23 protein-coding genes are annotated in these 24,502 nt (G+C 58.9%); 17 read left to right on the forward strand and 6 right to left on the reverse strand.

What is annotated here, in order from left to right:
- The first annotated feature begins 59 nt into the window (after positions 1 to 59).
- From ACIF4X_RS25440 to ACIF4X_RS25455, 4 genes are all read left to right on the forward strand, one after another.
- Positions 60 to 1,373, forward strand: coding sequence for a urate hydroxylase PuuD (locus ACIF4X_RS25440; RefSeq protein ID WP_397484196.1), 1,314 nt, complete (start codon positions 60 to 62; stop codon positions 1,371 to 1,373).
- A 167-nt stretch (positions 1,374 to 1,540) separates the two neighbouring features.
- Positions 1,541 to 2,899 carry a nucleobase:cation symporter-2 family protein gene (locus tag ACIF4X_RS25445; protein ID WP_397484197.1) on the forward strand — a complete coding sequence of 453 codons (1,359 nt, stop codon included), beginning with the start codon at positions 1,541 to 1,543 and terminating at the stop codon, positions 2,897 to 2,899.
- 160 nt (positions 2,900 to 3,059) lie between these two features.
- Positions 3,060 to 3,845, forward strand: coding sequence for an outer membrane protein OmpK (locus ACIF4X_RS25450; RefSeq protein ID WP_016982869.1), 786 nt, complete (start codon positions 3,060 to 3,062; stop codon positions 3,843 to 3,845).
- A gap of 385 nt (positions 3,846 to 4,230) precedes the next feature.
- Positions 4,231 to 5,016 (forward strand): outer membrane protein OmpK, encoded by a 786-nt coding sequence (locus tag ACIF4X_RS25455; protein ID WP_397484198.1) that lies wholly within the window; start codon positions 4,231 to 4,233, stop codon positions 5,014 to 5,016.
- An 88-nt stretch (positions 5,017 to 5,104) separates the two neighbouring features.
- On the opposite strand, the gene ACIF4X_RS25460 is transcribed toward ACIF4X_RS25455, so the two are convergent.
- Together ACIF4X_RS25460 and ACIF4X_RS25465 are read right to left on the reverse strand one after the other, a co-directional pair.
- The gene (locus ACIF4X_RS25460; protein WP_397484199.1) at positions 5,105 to 6,262 is read right to left on the reverse strand and encodes a patatin-like phospholipase family protein; all 1,158 of its coding nucleotides are present in this window, start codon (positions 6,260 to 6,262) and stop codon (positions 5,105 to 5,107) included.
- Between the two features lie 35 nt (positions 6,263 to 6,297).
- Positions 6,298 to 7,230, reverse strand: coding sequence for a lipid A biosynthesis lauroyl acyltransferase (locus ACIF4X_RS25465; protein ID WP_397484200.1), 933 nt, complete (start codon positions 7,228 to 7,230; stop codon positions 6,298 to 6,300).
- A 117-nt stretch (positions 7,231 to 7,347) separates the two neighbouring features.
- On the opposite strand from ACIF4X_RS25465, the gene minC reads away from it, so the two are divergent.
- The 7 genes from minC (at position 7,348) to ACIF4X_RS25500 (ending at position 14,094) form a co-directional block, all read left to right on the forward strand.
- Entirely contained in the window at positions 7,348 to 8,085 is a 738-nt protein-coding gene (gene minC / locus ACIF4X_RS25470) for a septum site-determining protein MinC (RefSeq protein ID WP_026000431.1), read from the forward strand.
- Between the two features lie 169 nt (positions 8,086 to 8,254).
- Positions 8,255 to 9,067 (forward strand): septum site-determining protein MinD, encoded by an 813-nt coding sequence (gene minD / locus ACIF4X_RS25475; RefSeq protein ID WP_007913953.1) that lies wholly within the window; start codon positions 8,255 to 8,257, stop codon positions 9,065 to 9,067.
- Positions 9,067 to 9,321 (forward strand): cell division topological specificity factor MinE, encoded by a 255-nt coding sequence (gene minE, locus ACIF4X_RS25480; RefSeq protein WP_003223146.1) that lies wholly within the window; start codon positions 9,067 to 9,069, stop codon positions 9,319 to 9,321. The genes minD and minE overlap by 1 nt, the downstream gene beginning before the upstream one ends.
- A gap of 91 nt (positions 9,322 to 9,412) precedes the next feature.
- A complete protein-coding gene (locus ACIF4X_RS25485) occupies positions 9,413 to 10,048 on the forward strand; it encodes an RluA family pseudouridine synthase (RefSeq protein WP_034151766.1) in 636 nt (211 codons plus the stop codon).
- 179 nt (positions 10,049 to 10,227) lie between these two features.
- Positions 10,228 to 11,517, forward strand: a complete 1,290-nt coding sequence (locus ACIF4X_RS25490; protein ID WP_034151767.1) for a M18 family aminopeptidase — start codon at positions 10,228 to 10,230, stop codon at positions 11,515 to 11,517.
- 166 nt (positions 11,518 to 11,683) lie between these two features.
- On the forward strand, positions 11,684 to 11,860 hold the full coding sequence (locus ACIF4X_RS25495) for a hypothetical protein (protein ID WP_397484201.1): 177 nt from the start codon (positions 11,684 to 11,686) through the stop codon (positions 11,858 to 11,860).
- Between the two features lie 77 nt (positions 11,861 to 11,937).
- Positions 11,938 to 14,094 (forward strand): mechanosensitive ion channel domain-containing protein, encoded by a 2,157-nt coding sequence (locus tag ACIF4X_RS25500; RefSeq protein ID WP_397484202.1) that lies wholly within the window; start codon positions 11,938 to 11,940, stop codon positions 14,092 to 14,094.
- Between the two features lie 47 nt (positions 14,095 to 14,141).
- On the opposite strand, the gene ACIF4X_RS25505 is transcribed toward ACIF4X_RS25500, so the two are convergent.
- The 3 genes from ACIF4X_RS25505 to ACIF4X_RS25515 are packed head-to-tail and all read right to left on the reverse strand — an operon-like array spanning position 14,142 to position 16,638.
- A complete protein-coding gene (locus tag ACIF4X_RS25505; RefSeq protein ID WP_397484203.1) occupies positions 14,142 to 14,390 on the reverse strand; it encodes a bacteriocin immunity protein in 249 nt (82 codons plus the stop codon).
- Positions 14,391 to 14,437: 47 nt separating this feature from the next.
- Positions 14,438 to 14,689 carry a bacteriocin immunity protein gene (locus tag ACIF4X_RS25510; RefSeq protein ID WP_249384290.1) on the reverse strand — a complete coding sequence of 84 codons (252 nt, stop codon included), beginning with the start codon at positions 14,687 to 14,689 and terminating at the stop codon, positions 14,438 to 14,440.
- Positions 14,689 to 16,638 (reverse strand): S-type pyocin domain-containing protein, encoded by a 1,950-nt coding sequence (locus ACIF4X_RS25515; RefSeq protein WP_397484204.1) that lies wholly within the window; start codon positions 16,636 to 16,638, stop codon positions 14,689 to 14,691. Before ACIF4X_RS25515 ends, ACIF4X_RS25510 begins: the two co-directional genes overlap by 1 nt.
- 305 nt (positions 16,639 to 16,943) lie before the next feature.
- Here ACIF4X_RS25515 and ACIF4X_RS25520 point away from each other — a divergent pair, with 305 nt between their 5' ends.
- Positions 16,944 to 18,278 (forward strand): amidohydrolase, encoded by a 1,335-nt coding sequence (locus ACIF4X_RS25520; protein ID WP_397484205.1) that lies wholly within the window; start codon positions 16,944 to 16,946, stop codon positions 18,276 to 18,278.
- 533 nt (positions 18,279 to 18,811) lie between these two features.
- Here ACIF4X_RS25520 and ACIF4X_RS25525 read toward each other — a convergent pair.
- A complete protein-coding gene (locus ACIF4X_RS25525) occupies positions 18,812 to 19,525 on the reverse strand; it encodes a UTRA domain-containing protein (RefSeq protein ID WP_397484206.1) in 714 nt (237 codons plus the stop codon).
- A 351-nt stretch (positions 19,526 to 19,876) separates the two neighbouring features.
- Between ACIF4X_RS25525 and ACIF4X_RS25530 the strand changes: the two genes are divergently transcribed.
- From ACIF4X_RS25530 to ACIF4X_RS25550, 5 genes are all read left to right on the forward strand, one after another.
- Complete coding sequence (locus ACIF4X_RS25530; RefSeq protein ID WP_093441622.1) at positions 19,877 to 20,944, forward strand: ABC transporter substrate-binding protein; 1,068 nt, start codon at positions 19,877 to 19,879, stop codon at positions 20,942 to 20,944.
- A gap of 133 nt (positions 20,945 to 21,077) precedes the next feature.
- On the forward strand, positions 21,078 to 21,884 hold the full coding sequence (locus tag ACIF4X_RS25535; protein WP_397484207.1) for an alkaline phosphatase family protein: 807 nt from the start codon (positions 21,078 to 21,080) through the stop codon (positions 21,882 to 21,884).
- Positions 21,885 to 21,889: 5 nt separating this feature from the next.
- Positions 21,890 to 22,726, forward strand: coding sequence for an ABC transporter permease (locus ACIF4X_RS25540; RefSeq protein ID WP_397484221.1), 837 nt, complete (start codon positions 21,890 to 21,892; stop codon positions 22,724 to 22,726).
- Positions 22,713 to 23,513: an ABC transporter permease gene (locus ACIF4X_RS25545; protein ID WP_064121014.1), complete on the forward strand. Its 801-nt coding sequence runs from the start codon at positions 22,713 to 22,715 to the stop codon at positions 23,511 to 23,513. Before ACIF4X_RS25540 ends, ACIF4X_RS25545 begins: the two co-directional genes overlap by 14 nt.
- Complete coding sequence (locus ACIF4X_RS25550) at positions 23,510 to 24,499, forward strand: ABC transporter ATP-binding protein (protein WP_397484208.1); 990 nt, start codon at positions 23,510 to 23,512, stop codon at positions 24,497 to 24,499. The genes ACIF4X_RS25545 and ACIF4X_RS25550 overlap by 4 nt, the downstream gene beginning before the upstream one ends.
- Positions 24,500 to 24,502: the final 3 nt, after the last annotated feature.

The following is a 24,502-nucleotide window of genomic DNA, read 5'->3' on the forward strand; positions in this document are numbered from 1 at the left end:
AACAAAAATAGAAGGTCTGATCACTAGACAACAAGAGTGACAGGCGAGAGGTAAAGACTGTGGAAGCACATCTGTTGGAATGGCTGAACCTGAGCGTGCGCTGGGTTCACATGATTACTGGCGTGGCCTGGATCGGCGCGTCGTTCTACTTCGTCTGGCTGGAGAACAACCTCAACCGCGTCAACCCGAAAACCGGCCTGGCCGGTGACCTGTGGGCGATCCACGGTGGCGGTATCTATCACCTGGAAAAATACAAACTGGCCCCGCCGGCAATGCCGGACAACCTGCATTGGTTCAAGTGGGAAGCCTACTTCACCTGGATGTCGGGGATCGCGCTGCTGTGCGTGGTGTTCTACTCCAATCCAACGCTCTACCTGCTGGCTCCGGGCAGCACCCTGAGCGGCCCTGAAGGCGTGGCCATCGGTATCGGCTCGCTGTTCCTCGGCTGGTTCATCTACTCCTTCCTGTGCGACTCGGCCCTGGGCAAACGCCCTGCTCTGCTCGGCTTCATCCTGTTCGTGCTGATCATCGGCGCGGCGTATGGCTTCAGCAAAGTGTTCAGCGGTCGTGGTGCGTACCTGCACGTCGGCGCGATCATCGGCACCATCATGGTCGGTAACGTGTTCCGCATCATCATGCCGGCGCAACGGGCACTGGTGGCGGCGATTGCCGAAAACCGCACGCCGGACCCGGCGCTGCCGGCCAAAGGCTTGCTGCGTTCGCGTCACAACAACTACTTCACCCTGCCGGTGCTGTTCATCATGATCAGCAACCACTTCCCGAGCACCTATGGCAGCCAGTACAACTGGTTGATCCTGGCCGGGATCGCCGTGTTGGCGGTGTTGGTGCGTCACTACTTCAACACCCGTCACGACAGCCACAAGTTTGCCTGGACTCTGCCGGTTGCAGCCGTGGGCATGATCACCCTGGCGTACGTCACCGGTCCTGCACCGATGTCGACCGCGCCGGAAGTGGCCAAGGCACCCGCCAAAATCGAGTACCAACCGTTGCCGGAAACGGCACTGGGCGGTGGCGCGAAACCGGCTGAAGCGGCGGCCCCTGCTGCACCCGCAGAAGCACCCGCAGCACCGGCACAGGCGTCGAATGCCGGCCCGGGTTTCGACAAAGTGCACACAGTGATCCAGGAACGCTGCGCGGTTTGCCACTCGGCCAAGCCAACCAGCCCGCTGTTCAGTGCGGCGCCTGCCGGTGTGATGTTCGACACCCCTGAGCAGATCCGCCAGAACGCGGCACGCATCCAGGCGCAAGCCATCACCACGCAGATCATGCCACTGGGCAACATCACTCAGATGACCCAGCAGGAACGTGACCTGATCGGTGCATGGATCGCCCAGGGAGCACAGACCAACTAATCGTTAAAAGCATCGCTGGCAAGCCAGCTCCCACAGGGTTTTGCACTGCCTGTGTGGGAGCTGGCTTGCCAGCGATTGGCCGCAACGCGTTTTACCTGATGCAAAGAAACAGCTGTGAGCAACCCGGCAGCTGTTAATCACAAGAATAAAAAGATCCGAGGTGTTGCATGTCCGAGCTGTCCAAAGCGCGCATCCCCGACGCACCCGCCATTCAGCGATTGCCCCTTTTGCAACTGATCCTGGTCGGTTTGCAACATGTTCTGCTGATGTACGGTGGTGCCATCGCGGTGCCGCTGATCATTGGACAGGCCGCTGGCCTGAGTCGTGAAGAAATTGCCTTCCTGATCAACGCCGACCTGCTGGTCGCCGGTATCGCCACCATTGTGCAATCCTTAGGCATCGGCCCGATGGGCATTCGCATGCCGGTGATGATGGGCGCCAGTTTCGCTGCGGTCGGCAGCATGGTCGCCATGGCCGGCATGCCCGGTATCGGCCTGCAAGGCATCTTCGGCGCAACGATCGCCGCCGGGTTCTTCGGCATGCTCATCGCGCCGTTCATGTCCAAGGTCGTACGCTTCTTCCCGCCTCTGGTGACCGGCACGGTCATCACCTCGATCGGTTTATCGCTGTTCCCCGTGGCCGTGAATTGGGCCGGTGGCGGCGCCGCCGCTGCGCAATTCGGCTCACCGATTTATCTGGCCATCGCCGCTCTGGTGTTGGGCACCATCCTGCTGATCCACCGATTCATGCGCGGTTTCTGGGTGAATATTTCCGTGTTGATCGGCATGTGCTTCGGCTACATCCTGTGCGGCGCGATCGGCATGGTCGACCTGAGCGGCATGGCCAACGCGCCGTGGGTTCAGTTCGTCACCCCGCTGCATTTCGGTATGCCGAAATTCGAACTGGCACCCATCCTGTCGATGTGCCTGGTAGTGGTGATCATCTTTGTAGAATCCACCGGGATGTTCCTCGCGCTGGGCAAAATCACCGGCCAGGAAGTCTGCCCACGCATGCTGCGTCGCGGCTTGCTGTGTGATGCCGGCGCCTCGTTCGTGGCGGGTTTCTTCAACACGTTTACTCACTCCTCTTTCGCGCAGAACATCGGTCTGGTGCAGATGACCGGCGTGCGCTGCCGCTCGGTGACCATCGTTGCCGGTGGCTTGCTGATCGTGTTGAGCCTGTTGCCGAAAGCCGCATTCCTCGTCGCCTCGATTCCGCCAGCCGTATTGGGCGGTGCAGCGATTGCGATGTTCGGCATGGTCGCGGCCACCGGCATCAAGATTCTCCAGGAAGCCGACATCGGTGACCGTCGCAATCAGTTGCTGGTGGCGGTGAGCATCGGCATGGGCCTGATCCCGGTGGTACGCCCCGAGTTCTTCGCGCACCTGCCGCTGTGGATGAGCCCGATTACCCACAGCGGCATCGCCATGGCGACCCTCAGCGCGCTGACGCTGAACCTGCTGTTCAACATTCTCGGCGGTAAAGAGCGCGCAGCGATCAACGACTGCCACGCGCACCAGCACTGATGGAGTCACCACAAAACCCTGTGGGAGCGAGCCTGCTCGCGAAAGCGGTGTGTCATTCAACAGTGATGGCGACTGACACCCCCCTTCGCGAGCAGGCTCGCTCCCACAGGGGCAAGCAACAGCTCTGCGCCTCAACAATAAAAACAAGAGGGAGCAACAGATGATTCGCACGCAAACCAACGTTCTGTTGAGTGGCGGCCTGCTGGCCGCGAGTCAGGCCATGGCCGGCGATCTACTGCTATGGCAGACCAACAGCCTCAGCTATCTGTACGGCAAGAACTTCGCGATCAACCCGTCGATCCAGCAAACGCTGACCTTCGAGCACGCCGACAAATGGAAGTACGGCGACAACTTCCTGTTCGTCGACAAGATCTTCTACAACGGCAAAGAAGACGCGAACAAAGGCCCCCACGCCTTCTACGGTGAATTCACCCCGCGCTTCTCGTTCGGCAAGATCTTCGACCAGAAGCTCGAATTTGGCCCGATCAAGGACGTGTTGCTGGCGATGACGTACGAATACGGCGAAGGCGACAGCGAGGCCTATCTGATCGGCCCCGGTTTCGACCTCAAGGTGCCCGGCTTCAACTACGTCACGCTGAACATCTTCCGCCGCCAGACCGAAGGCCCGCGCCCCGGCGACGGCGTCTGGCAGATCACCCCCGGCTGGTCCTACAGCTTTCCCCTGGGCAACTCCGATGTGCTGATCGACGGCTACCTCGATTGGGTGGTCGACAACGATGAGAACTCACGCGGCACCTACCACGCCAACCTGCACATCAATCCGCAGATCAAATATGACTTGGGCAAAGCCTTGGGCTGGAGCCACAAGCAACTGTATGTCGGCACCGAATACAGCTATTGGAAAAATAAATACGGCGTCGAAAACACGCACAACTTCGACACCAATCAAAACACCGCCAGCCTGCTGGTCAAGGTGCACTTTTAAGATGGCCCGCAACCGTGCCCCATGCCTGTCGTCGGTGCTCTGTTGCGGGGCACTTGAGACCTGGCCGTTGAGTCAGTATTCTCCGCGGCCACCTGAATTCGGTCTAAAAAAAAGCCCGGATTTAATTCCTGACCGACGGGCCAACTTATCCCGGCCCCGGTCAGTACCGAGGCATCCCGAAAACACGCTCAATCGACTGTTTTTCAGCAGCCGAGAGGGCGTTTTTTGGCTTTTCGAAAGCCTTGGCCCAGCTCTTGCTATATCGCTTGCCACAAGCAGCAAAGCTGACCGTTTGGATGACTTTTGCAACAACGAAAAAAGGCGCCACACCAGAGCGCCGATCTTAAAAAAATAAACGTGGAACACCTACTTTGGGAGCAACCGAATGAAACGTATGTGCACCAGCCTGATGCTCGCGGGATCGATGTTGGCCGGCGGCCAGGCCATGGCCGAGGGCCTGCTGCAGTGGCAGAACAACAGCCTGACCTATCTGTATGGCAAGGACTTCCAGGTCAACCCGCGCATCCAGCAGACCGTCACCTTCGAGCACGCCGATGCGTGGACGTACGGCGACAACTTCTTCTTCCTCGACAAGATTTTCTACAACGGTGGCAAGGACTTCAGCAACGGTCCGAACACCTACTACGGTGAGTTCAGCCCGCGCATCTCGCTGGGCAAGGTGCTCGACCAGAAGATAGAGTTCGGCCCGATCAAAGACGTCCTGGTGGCGATGACTTACGAATTCGGCGAAGGCGACACCGAGTCGTACCTGATCGGCCCAGGCTTCGACCTGGCGATTCCGGGCTTCGACTACTTCCAGTTGAACTTCTACCAGCGTCACACCCAGGGCGCTCGCGCCGGTGACAACGTCTGGCAGATCACCCCGGTCTGGTCCTACACCATCCCGGTTGGCAAGTCGGACATCCTGATCGACGGCTTCATGGACTGGGTCACCGACAACGACTCCAACTCAAAAGGCGATTACCACGCCAACCTGCACTTCAACCCACAGATCAAATATGACTTGGGCAAGGCGCTGAGTTTTGGCGAGAAGCAGTTGTATGTCGGTGTGGAATACGACTACTGGAAAGACAAGTACGGCATCGACGACACTGGTGCGTTCAAGACCAATCAGAGCACCACGAGCTTCCTGGTGAAGTTCCACTTCTGATAACAATCAAAAGATCGCAGGCTTCGCCAGCTCCTACAGGGATAGCGCATTCCAATGCAGGAGCTGCCGAAGGCTGCGATCTTTTGTTTTAAAATGGCAATCCCAAAAACCGGCACAGCTCCTCTCGCTTGGCCAACGCATCGCGCCGCCCCAAATCAATCAACTCGCTGCAATACCCCGCCTCGAACAGCAGATAACTCAACACCCCCGCCCCACTCGTCTTCGTCGCTCCCGGCCCACGCAGAAACAAGCGCAACGCCGCCGGCAATTCCTGGCGATGCCGCGCCGCGATCTCATCGATCGGCTGACTCGGCGAAATCACCAGCACCTCCACCGGCGCCACTCCTAACTCACGGGTCGGCGTTCCGGCAGGCATCAAGTGGCTGAACTGGTTGAGACGCTGCAGCAACTCGATGTCGCTTTCCAGGCTGTCAATAAACGTGCTGTTGAGCATGTGCCCGCCGATCTGCGCGAGTGTCGGCTGCTGCCCCGTGTAAGCGCGCTCCAGCGGCTGCTGCGGATCAATGCCGCGCGGGTTGCCGCTGACACCGACCACCAGCACCCGACTGGCGCCCAGGTGCAACGCCGGACTGATCGGCGCTGATTGCCGCACCGCACCGTCGCCAAAATATTCATCGCCGATTTTCACCGGCGCGAACAGCAACGGAATCGCCGAACTGGCCAGCAAGTGATCCACCGACAATTGCGTCGGCACCCCGATGCGCCGATGCCGCAACCACGAATCAATGGTGCCGCCGCCCTGATAGAACGTCACCGCTTGTCCTGATTCGTAGCCGAACGCGGTCACCGCCACCGCATGCAATTGCTTGCGCGCGATGGATTCGGCGATGCCGGGCATGTGCAGTTTTTCATTGAGCAGATCGCGCAGCGGCGAACTGTTGAGCAGCGCCACCGGCAATTGTCGCCCCACGCCGAGCAAGCTGTGGCTGACAAAGCGGCTGGCCTGACGGATAACCCCGGGCCAGTCACTGCGCAGCACGCGATGGCTGCGAAAGCCCTGCCAGAACAAGGTGAGACGTTCGATGGCGGCGCGAAAGTCCGTAGCGCCACTGGCGAGGCTGACCGCGTTGATCGCCCCGGCCGAGGTGCCGACGATCACCGGAAACGGATTGTCCGCGCCCAACGGCAGCAACTCGGCAATCGCCGCCAGCACCCCCACCTGATACGCCGCCCGAGCCCCGCCGCCGGAAAGAATCAAACCTGTGACCGGTTCAGCTGGGCTCATCGCAACACTCCATGGTGCTTGAAAGGATGGGTGAATCAACCGCGTTTGGCGTACAGCTTCGGCTCGCCCGGTGGGCGACTCTTGAAGCGACGGTGCGCCCACAGATACTGCTCGGGGCAGGCACGCAAGGCGCTCTCGACCCACTGATTGATGCGGATGCAGTCGGCTTCTTCGGTTTCGCCGGGGAAATCTTCCAGCGGCGGGTGAATCACCAAGCGATAACCGCTGCCGTCGGCCAGACGTTCTTGGGTAAACGGCACCACCAACGCCTTGCCGAGACGGGCGAATTTGGTCGTCGCCGTCACGGTCGCCGCCTGAATGCCGAACAACGGCACAAAGATGCTCTGCTTGGCGCCATAATCCTGATCCGGTGCGTACCAGATCGCACGACCGGAACGCAGCAACTTGAGCATGCCGCGCACGTCGTCACGCTCCACCGCCAGCGAGTCGAGGTTGTGCCGCTCACGGCCCTGGCGTTGAACGAAGTCGAACAGCGGATTTTTGTGTTCGCGGTACATGCCGTCGATGGTGTGCTGCTGACCGAGCAACGCCGCGCCGATTTCCAGCGTGGTGAAATGCGCCGCCATCAGAATCACGCCTTTGCCTTCGCGCCGGGCCTTTTGCAAATGCTCCAGGCCTTCAACGTGTGCCAGCCTGGCCAGACGCTCGCGCGACCACCACCAGCTCATGGCCATTTCAAAAAAAGCGATGCCGGTGGAGGCAAAGTTTTCCTTGAGCAGACGTTTGCGCTCGGCCGCGGACTTTTCCGGGAAGCACAGTTCAAGATTGCGCTTGGCGATGCGCCGCCGGTCGCCGGCCACGCGATACATCAAGGCGCCCAAAACTCGACCGATGGTCAGCAAGGCCGGGTACGGCAACTGCACGATCAGCCACAAAAGCCCCAGACCGCACCAGAGCGGCCAGAAGCGTGGCGATAAAAATGCTTTTCGAAAACGCGGGCGATCCATTAAAGCTTCCGTAAATACAGTGGCCGCGCATTCTACATCGTTCGACCCGGCTTGCGGCCCGCGGGCGTTCTCGTTATAAGTCTCGGCACTTTTAGTGACAAGCCGTTGTATGCCGACATGAGCCAAACCGAACCGTTAGACCAAGATCCCGTATTCCAGCTCAAGGGCAGCATGCTGGCCATTACTGTGCTGGAACTGGCCCGTAACGACCTCGAAAGCCTCGATCGGCAATTGGCCGCCAAAGTCGCCCAGGCGCCGAACTTCTTCAGCAACGCGCCGCTGGTTCTGGCGCTGGACAAACTGCCGCCGAGCGAAGGCGCCGTCGATCTGCCGGGGCTGATGCGCGTCTGCCGCCAACATGGGCTGCGCACCCTGGCGATTCGCGCCAGCCGCATCGAAGACATCGCCGCCGCCATCGCCATCGACATTCCGGTGTTGCCGCCGTCGGGCGCCCGTGAGCGACCGCTGGAAACGCCGGAAGCCGAAGTCAAAAAGAAGCCGGAAAAGCCACCTGAGCCCACCGTCAAACCGACCCGTGTCATCACCACGCCAGTACGTGGTGGCCAACAGATATACGCCCAGGGTGGCGATCTGGTCGTGGTGTCTTCGGTCAGTCCGGGGGCGGAACTTCTCGCCGATGGCAACATCCATGTATACGGCCCGATGCGCGGTCGGGCGCTGGCCGGCGTGAAGGGTGATACCAAGGCACGGATTTTCTGTCAGCAATTGAGCGCTGAACTGATCTCCATCGCCGGTCATTACAAGGTTTCCGAAGATTTGCGCCGCGACCCAATGTGGGGCTCGGGCGTACAGGTCAGCCTGTCGGGCGACGTGTTGAACATCATTCGGCTTTAACGGATACTGCCGCATTTTCCAAGCATCTCTAAAACGTAGCGAAAACGGCTCAAACGAAGTAGGAAAAAGGCTCAACGCCGAATTCCAGCCAAGGCTGTCCGACTGCAGTAGTTTTCAAGAGATGTTTTTCAGGGGCTAAAAAGTCCTTCTTCCTTAGGGGTGAAACACCTTGGCCAAGATTCTCGTGGTTACATCCGGCAAGGGTGGTGTGGGTAAGACCACCACCAGCGCCGCTATCGGTACCGGCCTCGCTCTGCGCGGCCACAAAACAGTGATCGTCGACTTCGACGTGGGCTTGCGTAACCTTGACCTGATCATGGGTTGCGAGCGCCGCGTGGTGTATGACTTCGTCAACGTGGTCAACGGCGAAGCCAACCTGCAACAGGCATTGATCAAAGACAAGCGTCTGGAAAACCTCTACGTACTGGCCGCCAGTCAAACCCGCGACAAAGACGCGCTGACTGTCGAAGGCGTGGAAAAAGTGCTGATGGAGCTCAAGGAACAATTCGAGTTCGTCGTCTGCGACTCCCCGGCCGGCATCGAGAAAGGTGCACACCTGGCCATGTACTTCGCTGACGAAGCGATCGTCGTGACCAACCCGGAAGTGTCTTCGGTACGAGATTCGGACCGCATGCTCGGCCTGCTGGCGAGCAAATCGCGTCGCGCCGAACGTGGCGAAGACCCGATCAAGGAACACTTGCTGATCACTCGCTACCATCCAGAGCGTGTTGAAAAGGGCGAGATGCTTGGCGTTGAAGACGTCAAGGAAATCCTCTCGGTCACCCTGCTCGGCGTGATCCCGGAATCCCAGGCGGTGCTTAAAGCCTCCAACCAGGGCGTCCCGGTGATTCTCGACGACCAGAGCGATGCCGGTCAGGCTTACAGCGATACCGTCGACCGTTTGCTGGGCAAAGAAAAAGCCCACCGTTTCCTCGATGTCGAGAAGAAGGGATTCTTCGAGCGCCTGTTTGGAGGTAGGTAATGAACCTTTTTGACTTCTTTCGTGCCAACAAAAAGCCAAGTACCGCCTCGGTAGCGAAAGAGCGTCTACAGATCATCGTGGCGCATGAGCGCGGCCAGCGCAGCACGCCGGATTACCTGCCAGCCTTGCAGAAGGAACTGGTCGACGTGATCCGCAAGTACGTCAACATCGGCAACGACGACGTACATGTTGCACTGGAAAGCCAGGGCAGTTGCTCGATTCTGGAACTCAACATCACCCTGCCTGATCGCTGAGTCGATCCGGCAGGAACGACGGCGGTTCAGGGCCATCCCCATGCGGGAATGGCCCTGAACCGCCGTTGGCATTTGTTACGAGGCTGTTTTAATGCCGCTGTCCAACATCCACATCATCCATCAGGACGCCGCCGTACTGGTGGTGAACAAACCGACGTTGCTGCTCTCGGTGCCCGGTCGCGCTGACGACAACAAGGATTGCCTGATTACCCGTTTGCAGGAAAACGGCTACCCGGAAGCGCGCATCGTCCATCGCCTGGACTGGGAAACCTCCGGCATCATTTTGCTCGCCCGTGACGCCGACACGCATCGCGAACTGTCGCGGCAGTTTCACGACCGCGAAACCGAAAAGGCCTACACCGCGTTGGCCTGGGGTCAGCCGGAACTCGACAGCGGCAGCATCGACTTGCCATTGCGTTATGACCCGCCGACCAAACCGCGCCACGTGGTCGACCATGAATTCGGCAAGCACGCGCTGACCTTCTGGCGCGTGCTGGAGCGTTGTGGCGACTGGTGTCGCGTTGAGCTGACACCGATCACTGGTCGTTCGCACCAGTTGCGCGTGCACATGCTGTCGATCGGGCATCCGCTGCTCGGCGACGGGCTCTACGCCCACGAACAGGCGCTGGCAGCATGGCCACGCCTGTGCCTGCACGCGAGCATGCTCAGCTTCACCCACCCGCAAACCGGCGAACGCCTGCGCTTCGAGTGCCCTGCGCCGTTCTGACAGACCACACTGCCCCCCTGTGGGAGCGAGCCTGCTCGCGAAAGCGATTGATCAGTCAACATCAATGCTGAATGTGAAACCGCTTTCGCGAGCAGGCTCGCTCCCACAAGGGTTCGGGTGCAGATTCAATTCCCCGGCCGATGCGTTAAACTCCCGCCCATTGCTGTCTGGAGTTTCTTATGCGCGAAGAGTTGAACCAAGGCCTGATCGACTTCCTCAAGGCCTCCCCTACCCCGTTCCACGCTACTGCCAGTCTGGTTCAGCGTCTGGAGGCCGCCGGTTACGTGCGCCTCGACGAGCGCGAGCCATGGACCACCGAGCCGAACGGCCGCTATTACGTCACCCGTAACGACTCCTCGATCGTCGCGATCAAAATGGGCCGCACTTCGCCACTGCACGGCGGCATTCGCCTGGTCGGCGCGCACACCGACAGCCCGTGCCTGCGGGTCAAGCCGCAACCGGAACTGCAGCGTCAGGGCTTCTGGCAACTGGGCGTTGAAGTTTACGGCGGCGCGCTGCTCGCACCGTGGTTCGACCGCGACCTGTCGCTGGCCGGCCGCGTGACCTTCCGCCGCGACGGCAAAGTCGAAAGCCAATTGATCGACTTCAAGGCACCGATCGCGATCATTCCCAACCTGGCCATTCACCTCAACCGTGAAGCCAATCAGGGCTGGGCGATCAACGCGCAGACCGAGCTGCCGCCGATCCTCGCGCAATTTGCCGGTGACGAGCGCGTCGACTTCCGCGCCGTGCTGACTGATCAACTGGCCCGCGAACACGGCTTGAACGCCGACGTCGTGCTCGATTACGAGCTGAGTTTCTACGACACGCAAAGTGCTGCGGTCATCGGCCTGAACGGTGACTTCATCGCTGGCGCGCGCCTCGACAACCTGTTGTCGTGCTACGCCGGCCTGCAAGCCTTGCTCACCGCCGAAACCGACGAAACCTGCGTGCTGGTGTGCAACGATCACGAAGAAGTCGGCTCCTGCTCGGCCTGCGGCGCCGATGGCCCGATGCTCGAACAGACCCTGCGCCGCCTGCTGCCGGAAGGTGACGAGTTCGTCCGCACCATCCAGAAATCCCTGCTGGTCTCGGCCGACAACGCCCACGGCGTGCACCCCAACTACGCAGAAAAGCACGACGCCAACCACGGCCCGAAACTCAATGCCGGCCCGGTGATCAAGGTCAACAGCAACCAGCGCTACGCCACCAACAGCGAAACCGCTGGGTTCTTCCGCCATCTGTGCATGGCCGAAGAAGTGCCAGTGCAAAGTTTCGTGGTGCGCAGCGATATGGGCTGTGGCTCGACCATCGGCCCGATCACCGCCAGCCACCTCGGTGTGCGTACTGTCGATATCGGCCTGCCGACTTTCGCCATGCACTCGATCCGCGAACTGTGCGGCAGCCATGACCTGGCGCATCTGGTCAAAGTGCTGAGCGCGTTCTACGCCTGCCGCGAGTTGCCGTAACCATTCGGGACCACTTGTTCCATGTAGGAGCTGCCGAAGGCTGCGATCTTTTGATCTTAAAAACAAAATCAAAAGTTCGCAGCCTTCGGCAGCTCCTACTCAGATCAATACCGGCCGGCAGAAACCGACCTAGACTTACATCATTCATTTCGACAAGGCAGTCTCCATGATCTCGATGTCTTCGTTCCACGCCATGCTCATTCCCATCCTGTGCGGAATGCTCCTGCTGGCGATCGGTTTCAACTTCCGTGACAAGAACGCCGGTGTGTTTGCCATGTGGGTCGGCATGCTGATGATCCTCGCTACCGTGGTCTACAAGATCCTCGCCAAACTCAACGAATAAATCCGCGCCCGGCTCGCATTGAATGGGTGGGCCTCGTACACTCCAGCGAATCCGCCCCTTGCGAGGTTGACCGCCTAGTGTTCGCTCGTCTTTTTGCTTTGCCCAGTCTGTTCCTCGTCTGCCTGATGACGCTGCTGCCGCTGGCCCCCGCCCACGCGGTCGGTTTGCCCGGTCTGCTCAACACCAACAAAGCGCAGCCCGAGGCGCAGGAGCCGCTCGGCCAGTCCCTCGACGAAGTCATCAAGTCGCTGGAAAACGACAAGCAACGCGCACAGTTGCTGACCGACCTGAAGAAGCTGCGCGACGCCACCAAAAAGGCTCAGGCCAGCCCCGAAGAAGGCGTGCTCGGCCTGATCGGCGGGACCCTCGCCAATTTCGAAAAACAATTCACCGGCGCCGACAGTCCGCTCAACCGCTGGGGCAGTGAGTTCGATCTGGCCAAGGACGAACTGAGCGCGATGATGCTGCCGGCCAACGAGTGGCTGCCGATCATCTTCGGCTTCGCCATGATCCTCGCGGTGTGGAGCCTGCTCGCTGCCGCGCTGATCTGGCTCGGCCATCGGGTGCGCATGCGCTTCGGCCTCACCGAAGAACTGCCGCAACACCCCAAGGCCCTCGACATGCTGCGCTTTGCATTACGCAAGCTCGGGCCGTGGCTGATTGCTTTGGTGATGACCGTTTACATGAGCTACGCGCTGCCGTCGTCACTGGGTAAAAGCCTGGCGATGGTGCTGGCCTATGCGCTGGTGGTCGGCACCTGTTTCTCGGCGATCTGCGTGATCGCGTTTTCCCTGCTCGATGGCCCGCACCGCCATCGAGCGCTGTACATCCTGCGTCATCAGGCGTTCCGGCCGCTGTGGCTGATCGGCAGCTTCGCCGCGTTCGGTGAAGCGCTGAATGATCCGCGCCTGATCGAGAGCCTGGGCGTGCATCTGGCCCACACCGCCGCGACTATCGCCAACGTCCTCGCGGCATTGTCGACCGGTCTGTTCATCCTGCGTTTCCGTCGACCGATCGCGCATCTGATCCGCAACCAGCCGCTGTCCCGACGCCTGACCCGCCGCGCCCTCAGCGACACCATCGAAATCCTTGGCACCTTCTGGTACGTGCCGGCGCTGGTGCTGGTCGGTATCTCGCTGTTCGCCACCTTCGTTTCCGCCGGCGACACCAGCACCGCCTTGCGCCAGTCGCTGATCTGCACCGTATTGCTGGTGTTGTGCATGGTGATCAACGGCCTCGTGCGCCGTCATTCACTCAAACCGCAACGCGGGCCGAAACGCCATGCGCTCTACTCCGAACGCCTGAAAAGCTTTTTCTACACTCTCGCGCACCTGGTGGTCTGGCTGGTCTTTATCGAACTCGGCCTGCGCGTCTGGGGCCAGTCGCTGATCGGTTTCGCCGAGGGCGAAGGGCACGATGTCAGCGTCAAACTGTTCAGCCTGATCGGCACACTGATTTTCTCCTGGTTGATCTGGATCCTCGCCGACACCGCCGTGCACCACGCCCTCACCCGTTCTCGCAAAGGCCTGGCGAATGCCCGCGCACAAACGATGATGCCGCTGATCCGCAACGTGCTGTTCGTGGCGATTTTCATCATCGCGTTGATCGTCGCGCTGGCGAACATGGGCATGAACGTCACGCCACTGCTGGCCGGTGCCGGTGTGATCGGTCTGGCCATCGGTTTCGGTGCGCAGTCGCTGGTCGCTGACCTGATCACCGGCCTGTTCATCATCATCGAAGACTCGCTGGCCATCGATGACTACGTCGACGTCGGCGGCCACCTCGGCACCGTCGAAGGCTTGACCATCCGCACCGTGCGCCTGCGCGACATCGACGGCATCGTTCACACCATCCCGTTCAGCGAAATCAAAAGCATCAAGAACTACTCACGGGAGTTCGGCTACGCGATCTTCCGTGTGGCGGTGCCGTACAACATGGAGATCGATGACGCGATCAAACTGATGCGCGAAGTCGGCCAGAAGATGCGCACCGACCCGCTGCAGCGGCGCAATATCTGGTCGCCGCTGGAGATTCAGGGTGTCGAGAGTTTCGAGTCCGGCAGCGCGATTCTGCGCGCACGGTTCAAGACCGCGCCGATCAAACAGTGGGAAGTTTCGCGGGCCTTCAACCTGTCGCTCAAACGTCACCTGGACGAAGCAGGACTCGACTTGGCAACGCCGCGCATGAGCGTGCAGGTGATCACACCGGGCGCGGAGTATAAAAAGGACAACTGAACCGAAGGGTGCCCCCTATGGCAGAAAACGCCAATAGGGGGTTACTTCTACTGATCTTTGAAACCAGGCTTACCGTTAGCGGAGCGCCATTTTTTCACCTCGATTACAACTTTCTCAGGCCCATCCTTACCTTCTTTCGGGTAGTAGATCAAATCTGAGCCAGAAGGATGCTCAGCTAGCTGCTGAAACTCAAGAATGGCAGCAATTTGCTGTCTCTCTGTACGAAATTCTGCGTTATAGATTTTTCTGACAAATTCAAGAAAACTCTCCTCACTCATTTCACGTATCGATTTCATATCAAACTCCTTTATGAACTTCGACGTGTGCTTTAGAAAATAGAGTTTTATTGATCTTTGAAACCAGATTTTCCATTGGCTTTGCGCCAATTCTTTATTTCCAAGACCACACGCTCCGGGCCTTCTTTTCCTGGCTCGGGGTAGTAAAGCAAATCAGACCCCGCAGGATGTTCGCTCAGCCTCTCATACTCCATCACAGCTGCAATTTGCTGTTTCTCAGTCGCATATTCGGACTGATATATTTTCCATACAAAATCCAAGAATTCCTTCTCGGACATATCACTAATCGAATTAGCCACTACACACCTCCTTTATGAACTTCAACATGTTGCCTTGGAGTCAGTACGAGCAAATTTTCCATATCATACAACCCCCCATCATTTGACAACGCAACGTTGTGATGCAACTCAAATTTCACTCTTTTTCCAACACGATTATCTCTTTTTACAAACGGCGATCGCCCGTTGCTCATTTCTTTTAAGCTACCTGGATCAAACCAGATCGCTAGTTCGGTATCAGCAACCAAAGTCTTCCAAAACGTCTCTCTAAAAACCCTGAAACTCTTGAACTCCTTCCCCCTCAACTGATCAGCAATCTGCGAAGGAATCGCCGCCCCCTCACCTTGCGCAGCCCCCTCCAGCCATCGACCCACAACCGGCTCTCCATAGCCGCTGGCAACCCCCGGATCATTCCGACGGTCCCGGAACATGACGTACTGCGGTGGCAGTCCCGATTCCGGCGGGAAAACCAGAATGAAGTCGTCGAAGTGAATGTTGCCCGGGACAGGATAGGTATCGATCCGTCCTTCAATCGGGACGAGATTGCCGCCGAAGTATCGCGGTGGAGCTGATTCTTCGACGGGCAACTGCGTTGAACTGTCAGTCGGCGTTACTGAGGGCGTCCAGACCACGGTTGTTGGGGGAAGGTCAGTAAGCGTGGTGGCGTAGGTGTTATCCCCGGGGTTATAGCCAGCTGCAATCACTCGCACGCCGGAAGGGAGTCTTTTGCCGCCTACCGGAACAACGAGCAGTTCTGCAAGATTGCCTGTCAATGGCCGGGGACTTAAACGTACGGGTAAATCCAGCAACGCCCTTTCGCTTGCCAGCCTGTGCAGATCCGGCAACGGCCCGGGAAGCAGGTCCGACAACGGATGGCTGAGCACGAAGCGCTGGGGCAACTCACCATTGCCCAGCGTCGGTGAGTAGATGAATGCACTCACACCCACCATCAGACCCGACGCCGTGCCTGCCGCGAGACCCGACAGGCCGGCAACCGCCGAGCGAATGACGGCAGCTACCCCCGCCATCAGATTGTCCGCAATCGCAACCGCACCGCCGGATGTCGCAAATACCAGTTGGGCGTGGCTGACATTGCCCTGAAGGCGTAGAAGGCTGCCATGACCGCGGCTACGTTGCTGCTCCTCAAGCAGGCGATTGGCCTCTTCGATGGCCTCCCGCCGACGCTGCTCCTCAGCGGCCCTGTGTGCTTGGGCTTCAGCCTCAAGCGCCGCCTGTTCCTCGGAACGCTTGCGCTCCAGTGCCTCAGCCGCCAGGCGGACCTGTTCTTCTTCAAGTCGCCTGAGTTCATTGGCGGCGGCCTGCCGCGCCAGTTCTTCCGCCAGCCGTCGAGCATGCTCTTGAGCGACGCGGGCCTGTTCCTGTGCAACCTGCCTGGCATGTTCCGCCGCCAACCGCGCCTGCTCCTGGGCGATCCGCTCGGCTTCCTGCGCTTGCACCACAGCAATCATGCCTTTGACCGTGGCCGACTGGCTGTTCAACAAGTTGATGCCTTCGACCAGCAACTTGGCATTGAACAAGGCGCTATAGGCCTGCCGAACGCTGACACCGCTGCCTCGCCGATTTACCTGTGGTAACCGGCCACCGTTAAAAAAAGTTTCAATTTGGGCATGACTGAAACGTTGAATGGCAACGTCTCTCGCCACGAAAAACGCATTGAATTTTCGTGTCGTCAGCGATTCCCTGAATCGCATCTCCCGCGCCAGCGCATCCAAAGGAGGCAATACACTTTGATCACCTGCTGCCCGCACTTCTGCCAGTTCATGTTCAATGACCTGAGCAATATTCCTGGAAGTATCTTTATAGATACTTTCCATATCGAGTATTTCACCCAAAGGCGCAAAGTTGATGTTTGGTCCCGAGCCGTCTCCTGCCCCTAAATAATGTAAATATTCGTCTTGTTTATCCGGACGCACCACACTCGGCGGAAGCGTTATTCCATTACGCTGCATTTATAAATCCTCCATGGACAATAGTTTTGTCGCGCTGGCCGGTCACCTTCAAACAGCCAATAACGTGACCGGTACCTAGAGAAATTTATGGAAATAAATGCTGCGCAGTGCGGTACATATTTATCGTGCGCGGTTTTTTCTGTCACGCCGGACGGAACTGATAAAGCAGTAGGAAGTTTCTCTACTACTCTTTTTCTTCAGCAACTTTGGAAGGTAGCGCAGCGCTTCAATCACCCAAGAGCACTTACCTGCTGGGCGTTTGTCACAGACAGGGAAGCCAAGAACAATAAACAAGGAGAATCCCGATGCAGCTGACACGCATTGCCCAAGCCGTTTTCATTACCCTGCTCGCTGGTCACGCCGGTGCTGCCACGCTGGACAGCACCCGCGAACAAATCGCCGCACAAGCCAAACAACTTGAACCGGAACTGCTGGAAACCCGCCGCGACATCCACGCCCACCCGGAACTCGGCAATACGGAAAAACGCACCGCCGAGCTGGTCGCCAAACAACTCAAGGCCATGGGTCTGGACGTCAAAACCGGCGTCGCCCGCACCGGTGTGGTCGCCATCCTCAAAGGCGCCCTGCCCGGCCCGACCGTGGCCTTGCGCGCCGACATGGACGCACTGCCGGTCAAGGAAGTCTCGAATCTGCCGTTTGCCTCAAAAGCCAAAGGCACTTACCTCGACAAAGAAGTCGACGTCATGCACGCCTGCGGCCACGACGCCCACACCGCCATCCTGCTCAGCACGGCGAAAATTCTCACAGGCATGCGCGACACATTACCCGGCACCGTGGTGTTCTACTTCCAGCCCGCCGAAGAAGGCCCGAGCGACTTCATCCCCGACGGCAAAAACACCTGGGGTGCGAAAATGATGGTCGAGGAAGGCGTGATGAAATCACCAAAACCCGACGCGGTCTTTGGCCTGCACGTCTGGGCCGGCGTCCCCGCCGGCCAGATCGCCTACCGCCCCGGCGCCACCCTCGCCAGCTCCGACGACCTGCGCATCAAAATCCTCGGCAAACAGACCCACGCCGGCCGCCCCTGGGACGGCATCGACCCGATCACCGTCGGCGCACAAACCATCGTCGGCCTGCAAACCGTGGTCAGCCGCCGCACCGACATCTCGTCTTATCCGTCAGTGGTCAGCATCGGCACCATCAACGGCGGCACGCGCTACAACATCATCCCCGAATCGGTCGACATGACCGGCACGATCCGCTCCTACGACTATGGCATCCGCCAGAAACTGCATGCCGACGTCCGCCAGACCGTGGAAAAAATCGCCGAGAGCGGCGGTGCGAAAGCGGATGTCACCATCATCGAAAAATACGACCCGACGATTAACAACCCGGCGCTGACGGAAAAGATGCTGCCGACGCTGAAGTGGGCCGCCAAGGATGATGTGGTTAATGCACCGCTGGTGGGGGGCGCGGAAGATTTTTCGTTCTATGCCAAGGAAGTGCCGGGCCTGTTTGTGTTTCTCGGCGTGACACCGAGGGATCAAGACATGAGCAAAGCGGCGCCGAATCACAATCCGGGGTTCTTTGTGGATGAGTCGGCGCTGGTGGTGGGCGTGAGGACATTGGCGTCGTTGGCGACGGATTATTTGTATGCCAATGCAGGGGCGGGCAAATAGGGATGAGGTGACTGTGGGGGCGCTTTCGCGAGCAGGCCCGCCCCACATTTGGATTGAGTGCATTCAGTTAGCAAATGTTCACCTCTGAAGCCGCCATCGCTGGCAAGCCAGCTCCCACAGGGATTGAATTCACCGTTAGATATTCGTATCGCTTCTGCTTTTCACCACTCAACACAATGAGCGCAAGCTCGAGTACCGCTCTTGATCTTGCCGTGCCGGCCCCTTCGGCAGGCTGAGTGGAGGGGTCTATCCGGGGGTGGGCGCGCAGCGCCGTTCGACGAAGTCGAACACATCGAAAGGAGGTGCAGCGAAGCAAACCGGAAGCGATGCCCTCGGATCGATCCCGTAACGAAGGAACCCCGAGCCCCAGCGAGCGGGCCGAACGCCGGGGCCCAGCCTTTTGCTTACTTTTCGGCGTCTGGAAAAGTGAGTCGCTGTAAGAGCGAAACCGTCAGCGGCAGCACCCGAAGCAACGGATATACACCCCCCCCCAAAAAAAACCTGGTCGGCCCACAGGCCGCCAAGGTCAAAGCTCAAACCACATCAACCCCGACGTGAATTGCATCATGCCGCCAAAACTCCAGATCACAATCAATCAACCGCTCATGCTGATCATAATTAACCCGAGCAATCCGCAACCCCGGACTCCCCACCGACACCCGTAAAGCCGCCGCCGCATCCACCGACAACGAGGTAGGCACAATCTCAAAGCGCACCCGCCCATAACGCAAATCGTAATGCCGCGCATACAACTCGGTCATCGACTTATTCAAATCAAACTCAAGAATCCCCGGAAAAAACTGCGGATTCAAATAGTGCTCCACATACAACACCAACCGCCCATCAATGCGCCGCGACCGGCAAATCTGAATCACGCTCGACAAAGCCGGCAGTTGCAGCCAGGCACACACCGCCGCCGAAGCCGGCTGCAACCGCGCCGAAATCACCTCGGTCGACGGCACCCGCCCCTGCGCACTGACCATCGCGTGAAAGTGACTGCGCTGCATCAGGTTGTAGGCCAGACGCGGTGGCGAGACGAACCAGCCGCGCCGCTCCTCGCGATAAATCTGCCCCTGCGCCTCCAATTGCAACAACGCCTCCCGCACGGTAATCCGCGTAGTACCAAATAACTCACTGAGCTTGCGCTCGGCCGGCAATTTGCTGCCCGCCGCCAGCAACCCGTGATCGAGCTGCTCCTGCAGCACCTGGCCAATCGCTGTCACCGCTTTCGTTGCCTCATCGCGCATCAACGTTACCTATCTGGACTAGACCAGCACTGTTTCGGAGCAAAACCACACGGCAATCGCGCCGTTTCCTGATGTCGCAAGCCTAGGCAGTGCAGATGACCGAGAGATGACAAAACTACCGAACGGTCGTCTTCACGACTTGCAATACATCGGCCAAGTCCCTTGCTCTCCGGGCCTTTGAGCATGGTCTACGCTTAACTGGCAGCCGCCAATACCGGGCAAATAAAAGGCCTGAAACGAGGTCGCCGACATCAAAGTGTCATCCAGCCCACTTAAATTGGCTCAGGTATTGCTGACCTAGACCAACACACACCGCAATCGCAGCGTTGAACACGACCAAGGAGCTTCGGAATGAAACAGCTTTTCCTGGCAACACTGTTAGGCTCGACCATTGCAATGTGCACCTCCGCCATGGCGGCCGGCACCGATCTGAAAACCCTCGAAGCCGCTGCGAAAGCGGAAGGCGCCGTCAACAGCGTCGGCATGCCCGATGACTGGGCCAACTGGAAAGGCACCTGGGAAGACCTGGCCAAGACCTACGGCCTGAAGCACATCGACACCGACATGAGTTCGGCCCAGGAAATCGCCAAGTTCGCCGCCGAAAAAGACAACGCCACTGCCGACATCGGCGACGTTGGTGCTGCGTTTGGCCCGATCGCGGTCAAACAAGGCGTGGTGCAACCGTACAAGCCAAGCACCTGGGATCAGGTTCCGGACTGGGCCAAGGACAAGGACGGCAACTGGGCGCTGGCCTACACCGGCACCATCGCGTTCATCGTCAATAAAAAGCTGCTGCACGGTTCCGAAGTGCCGACCAAATGGGCTGACCTCAAGGGCGGCAAATACAAGGTCTCGATCGGCGACGTGAGCACCGCCGCTCAAGCGGCCAACGGCGTTCTCGCTGCGGCACTGGCCAACGGCGGCGATGAGAAAAACATCAAACCCGCCCTGCTGCTGTTTGCAGACATCGCCAAGCAAGGTCGCCTGTCGATGGCCAACCCGACCATCGCCACCATGGAAAAAGGCGAGATCGAAGTCGGCGTGGTCTGGGACTTCAACGGCCTCAGCTACAAGGCCAAGATGGCCAACCCGGATGACTACGTCGTGCTGATCCCGTCCGACGGTTCGGTGATTTCCGGCTACACCACGATCATCAACAAGTACGCAAAAAACCCTAACGCTGCCAAGCTGACCCGCGAATACATCTTCAGCGACGCCGGCCAGACCAACCTCGCTCGCGGCAACGCCCGTCCGATCCGCGCCGAGCACCTGCAACTGCCGGAAGACGTGAAGGCCAAACTGCTGCCGAACGAGCAGTACAAGAAGGTCACCCCGATCAAAGACGCCGATGCGTGGGAAAAAACCTCCAAAGCCCTGCCACAGGCATGGAACGAAGAAGTCATCGTAGAGATGAAGTAATCCTTCATCTGTAGGAGCTGCCGCAGGCTGCGATCTTTTGATCTTGCCCTTTAAAAGCAACATCAAAAGATCGCAGCCTGCGGCAGCTCCTACAGGGGTTGGTTCCAGTTTTGTTTTCGGAGTATTTGCCCCTATGAAGCACAACGTCATCCTTGTCGTGCTCGACGGCCTCAATTACGAGGTCGCGCGTCACGCCATGGGGCATCTGCTGGCTTATGTTGGCGCAGGACGCGCCGCGCTCTACCAGTTGGAGTGTGAACTGCCGGCCCTGTCGCGACCGCTTTACGAATGCATCCTCACCGGCGTGCCGCCGATCGACAGCGGCATCGTCCACAACAACGTCTCGCGCCTATCCAACCAGCGCAGCATTTATCACTACGCCCGCGATGCCGGATTGAAAACCGCCGCTGCGGCGTATCACTGGGTCAGCGAGTTGTACAACCGCTCACCGTTCGTAGCCGCGCGCGACCGCCACACCGACAATCTGTCGCTGCCGATCCAGCACGGGCATTTCTACTGGAGCGATCACTATCCGGATTCGCATCTGTTCGCCGACGCCGAAAACCTGCGTCTGCGCCACGATCCGAACTTCCTGCTGATCCACCCGATGAACATCGACGATGCCGGGCACAAACACGGCCTCGACTCTTCGCAATACCGCAACAGCGCGCGCTTCGCCGACATTATTCTCGCCGACTATTTGCAGAACTGGCTCGACGCGGGCTATCAGGTATTGGTGACCGCCGACCACGGCATGAACAACGACCGCTCGCACAATGGCTTGTTGCCGGAAGAGCGTCAGGTGCCGCTGTTCGTCCTCGGCGATGCGTTCAGCCTCAACACCGATGCCACACCGAAGCAGACGGAAATCTGCGGCACTGTCTGCGAACTGCTCGGCGTGCCCCATGACAAACCTGTGTGCCGGGAGTTGCTCAAGTGAACTCAATGACTCGCGGCAAATGGCTGGCAGCCCTGTGCCTTGTGCCCTTCGCACTGTTCTTTATCATCTTCGAAATCGCCCCGCTGGTCTGGGTGATGATCAACAGCCTGCAATCGGAAGAGTTTGGTTGGGGGGTCGAAAACTTCACGAAAATCTTCAGCTCGAAATTCTATTTGCAGGCAATCCAGTACAGCCTGGAGATCAGTTTCTGGTCCAGCGTATTCGGCATCATCATCGCCGTACTCGGTGCCTATTCCCTGCGCCGCGTCGATTCGAAACTGCGCAACTTTGTGAACGCTTTCGCCAACATGACCAGCAACTTCGCCGGTGTGCCTCTGGCCTTCGCGTTCATCATCCTGCTCGGTTTCAACGGCAGCATTACCATCATGCTCAAACAGTCGGGGATCATTCAGGACTTCAACCTGTACTCGAAAACCGGGCTGATTATCCTCTACACCTACTTCCAGATTCCGCTTGGCGTGTTGCTGCTGTACCCAGCCTTCGACGCGTTGCGTGAAGACTGGCGCGAGTCCGCCGCGCTGCTCGGTGCCAACGGCTGGCAGTTCTGGCGGCATATTGGTTTGCCAGTGTTGACGCCTGCATTGCTAGGGACGTTCGTGATTCTGCTGGCCAACGCCCTAGGCGCCTACGCCACGGTCTATGCGCTGACCACCGGCAATTTCAACGTGCTACCGATCCGTATTGCAGCAATGGTCTCCGGCGACATTTCCCTCGACCCGAATCTGGCCAGCGCCCTTGCCGTGGTGCTGGTGGCGCTGATGACCATCGTCACCGTCGTGCATCAACTGCTGTTGAAGAGGAGCTACCATGTCTCGCGCTGAATCCGGCCCGGCCGGCCTCTACCACCGCGTCGTGGTTTACCTGTTGTTCGCGATCCTCTTGCTGCCGTTGGCGGGCACCCTGATCTACTCGATCGCCAGCAGTTGGTCGGCGACCATCCTGCCCAGCGGTTTCACCTTCAAGTGGTACATCCAGTTGTGGAGCGACCCGCGCTTCCTTCACGCCTTTGGTCAGTCATTGCTGGTGTGCGTCGGTGCGCTGGTGCTGTCGGTGGTGCTGATTTTGCCGCTGCTGTTCGTGGTGCATTACCACTTCCCGAAGCTCGATGCGCTGATGAACATCCTGATCCTGCTGCCCTTCGCGGTGCCGCCGGTGGTGTCCTCGGTGGGCCTGTTGCAGCTCTACGGTTCCGGGCCGATGGCGATGGTCGGCACACCGTGGATCCTGATCGGTTGCTACTTCACCGTGGCGCTGCCGTTCATGTACCGGGCGATCACCAACAACCTGCAAGCGATCAACCTGCGCGACCTGATGGACGCTGCGCAACTGCTCGGCGCCAGCACCTTTCAGGCAGCGTTTCTGGTGGTGCTGCCCAACCTGCGCAAAGGCCTGATGGTCGCGTTGCTGCTGTCGTTCTCGTTCCTGTTCGGTGAGTTCGTGTTCGCCAATATCCTCGTCGGCACACGCTACGAAACCCTGCAGGTGTACCTGAACAACATGCGCAACAGCAGCGGCCACTTCACCAGTGCGCTGGTCATCTCGTATTTCTTTTTTGTGCTGGTCCTGACCTGGATCGCCAACATTTTGAACAAGGACAAAAGCGAATGAGCTATGTCAGCGTCCAACACCTGCAGAAAAGCTACGCCGGCACGACCGTGTTCAGCGACATCGATTGCGAAATTAACAAGGGCGAGTTCGTCACCCTGCTCGGCCCGTCCGGTTGCGGTAAATCCACGCTGTTGCGTTGCATCGCCGGCCTGACACCGGTGGATGGCGGCAAGATCCTGCTCGATGGCGTCGATATCGTGCCGCTGAGTCCACAAAAACGCGGGATCGGCATGGTGTTTCAGAGCTATGCACTGTTCCCCAACATGACCGTCGAGCAAAACGTCGCGTTTGGTTTGCGCATGCAAAAGGTCAATGCCGACGACAGCCACAAACGCGTTTCGCAAGTGTTGAAACTGGTTGAACTGAACGACTTCGCCAGCCGCTATCCGCATCAGCTTTCTGGTGGCCAATGCCAACGTGTTGCCCTCGCCCGTTCGCTGGTGACCCGCCCGCGCTTGTTGCTGCTGGATGAACCGCTGTCGGCACTTGATGCACGGATTCGTAAACACCTGCGCGAACAGATTCGGCAGATTCAGCGCGAACTTGGCCTGACGACGATTTTCGTCACCCACGATCAGGAAGAAGCGCTGACCATGTCTGACCGGATTTTCCTGATGAATCAGGGAAAGATCGTACAAAGCGGCGATGCCGAAACCCTCTACACTGCGCCGGTCGATGTGTTCGCCGCCGGCTTCATCGGCAACTACAACCTGCTCGATGCCGACGACGCATCGAAGCTGTTGCAGCGCCCGATCAACCACCGCATCGCCATTCGCCCGGAAGCCATCGAGCTGAGCCTGGAAGGCGAACTCGACGCGCAGATCCGCAGCCACAGCCTGCTCGGCAACGTCATCCGCTACCGGATCGAAGCGCGCGGCGTGGAACTGGTGGTGGATGTGCTCAACCGCTCGGCCGCCGACCTGCATCCCGACGGTCAGCGTCTGGCGCTTTCAATCGATCCGACGGCCCTGTGTGAGGTAGCCTGATGA

The sequence above is a fragment of the Pseudomonas sp. NPDC085632 genome (assembly GCF_044541255.1).
Lineage (GTDB): Bacteria > Pseudomonadota > Gammaproteobacteria > Pseudomonadales > Pseudomonadaceae > Aquipseudomonas.

Coding starts and splice junctions, on each gene's coding strand:
- ACIF4X_RS25515 (WP_397484204.1), bottom strand. CDS start 16,638: ATGCAGCGTAATGGAATAACGCTTCCGCCGAGTGTGGTGCGTCCGGAT.
- minE (WP_003223146.1), top strand. CDS start 9,067: ATGAACCTTTTTGACTTCTTTCGTGCCAACAAAAAGCCAAGTACCGCC.
- ACIF4X_RS25520 (WP_397484205.1), top strand. CDS start 16,944: ATGCAGCTGACACGCATTGCCCAAGCCGTTTTCATTACCCTGCTCGCT.
- ACIF4X_RS25495 (WP_397484201.1), top strand. CDS start 11,684: ATGATCTCGATGTCTTCGTTCCACGCCATGCTCATTCCCATCCTGTGC.
- ACIF4X_RS25465 (WP_397484200.1), bottom strand. CDS start 7,230: ATGGATCGCCCGCGTTTTCGAAAAGCATTTTTATCGCCACGCTTCTGG.
- ACIF4X_RS25525 (WP_397484206.1), bottom strand. CDS start 19,525: ATGCGCGATGAGGCAACGAAAGCGGTGACAGCGATTGGCCAGGTGCTG.
- ACIF4X_RS25545 (WP_064121014.1), top strand. CDS start 22,713: ATGTCTCGCGCTGAATCCGGCCCGGCCGGCCTCTACCACCGCGTCGTG.
- ACIF4X_RS25460 (WP_397484199.1), bottom strand. CDS start 6,262: ATGAGCCCAGCTGAACCGGTCACAGGTTTGATTCTTTCCGGCGGCGGG.
- minC (WP_026000431.1), top strand. CDS start 7,348: ATGAGCCAAACCGAACCGTTAGACCAAGATCCCGTATTCCAGCTCAAG.
- ACIF4X_RS25530 (WP_093441622.1), top strand. CDS start 19,877: ATGAAACAGCTTTTCCTGGCAACACTGTTAGGCTCGACCATTGCAATG.
- ACIF4X_RS25450 (WP_016982869.1), top strand. CDS start 3,060: ATGATTCGCACGCAAACCAACGTTCTGTTGAGTGGCGGCCTGCTGGCC.
- ACIF4X_RS25540 (WP_397484221.1), top strand. CDS start 21,890: ATGACTCGCGGCAAATGGCTGGCAGCCCTGTGCCTTGTGCCCTTCGCA.
- ACIF4X_RS25445 (WP_397484197.1), top strand. CDS start 1,541: ATGTCCGAGCTGTCCAAAGCGCGCATCCCCGACGCACCCGCCATTCAG.
- ACIF4X_RS25505 (WP_397484203.1), bottom strand. CDS start 14,390: ATGAAATCGATACGTGAAATGAGTGAGGAGAGTTTTCTTGAATTTGTC.
- ACIF4X_RS25550 (WP_397484208.1), top strand. CDS start 23,510: ATGAGCTATGTCAGCGTCCAACACCTGCAGAAAAGCTACGCCGGCACG.
- ACIF4X_RS25455 (WP_397484198.1), top strand. CDS start 4,231: ATGAAACGTATGTGCACCAGCCTGATGCTCGCGGGATCGATGTTGGCC.
- ACIF4X_RS25535 (WP_397484207.1), top strand. CDS start 21,078: ATGAAGCACAACGTCATCCTTGTCGTGCTCGACGGCCTCAATTACGAG.
- ACIF4X_RS25485 (WP_034151766.1), top strand. CDS start 9,413: ATGCCGCTGTCCAACATCCACATCATCCATCAGGACGCCGCCGTACTG.
- ACIF4X_RS25490 (WP_034151767.1), top strand. CDS start 10,228: ATGCGCGAAGAGTTGAACCAAGGCCTGATCGACTTCCTCAAGGCCTCC.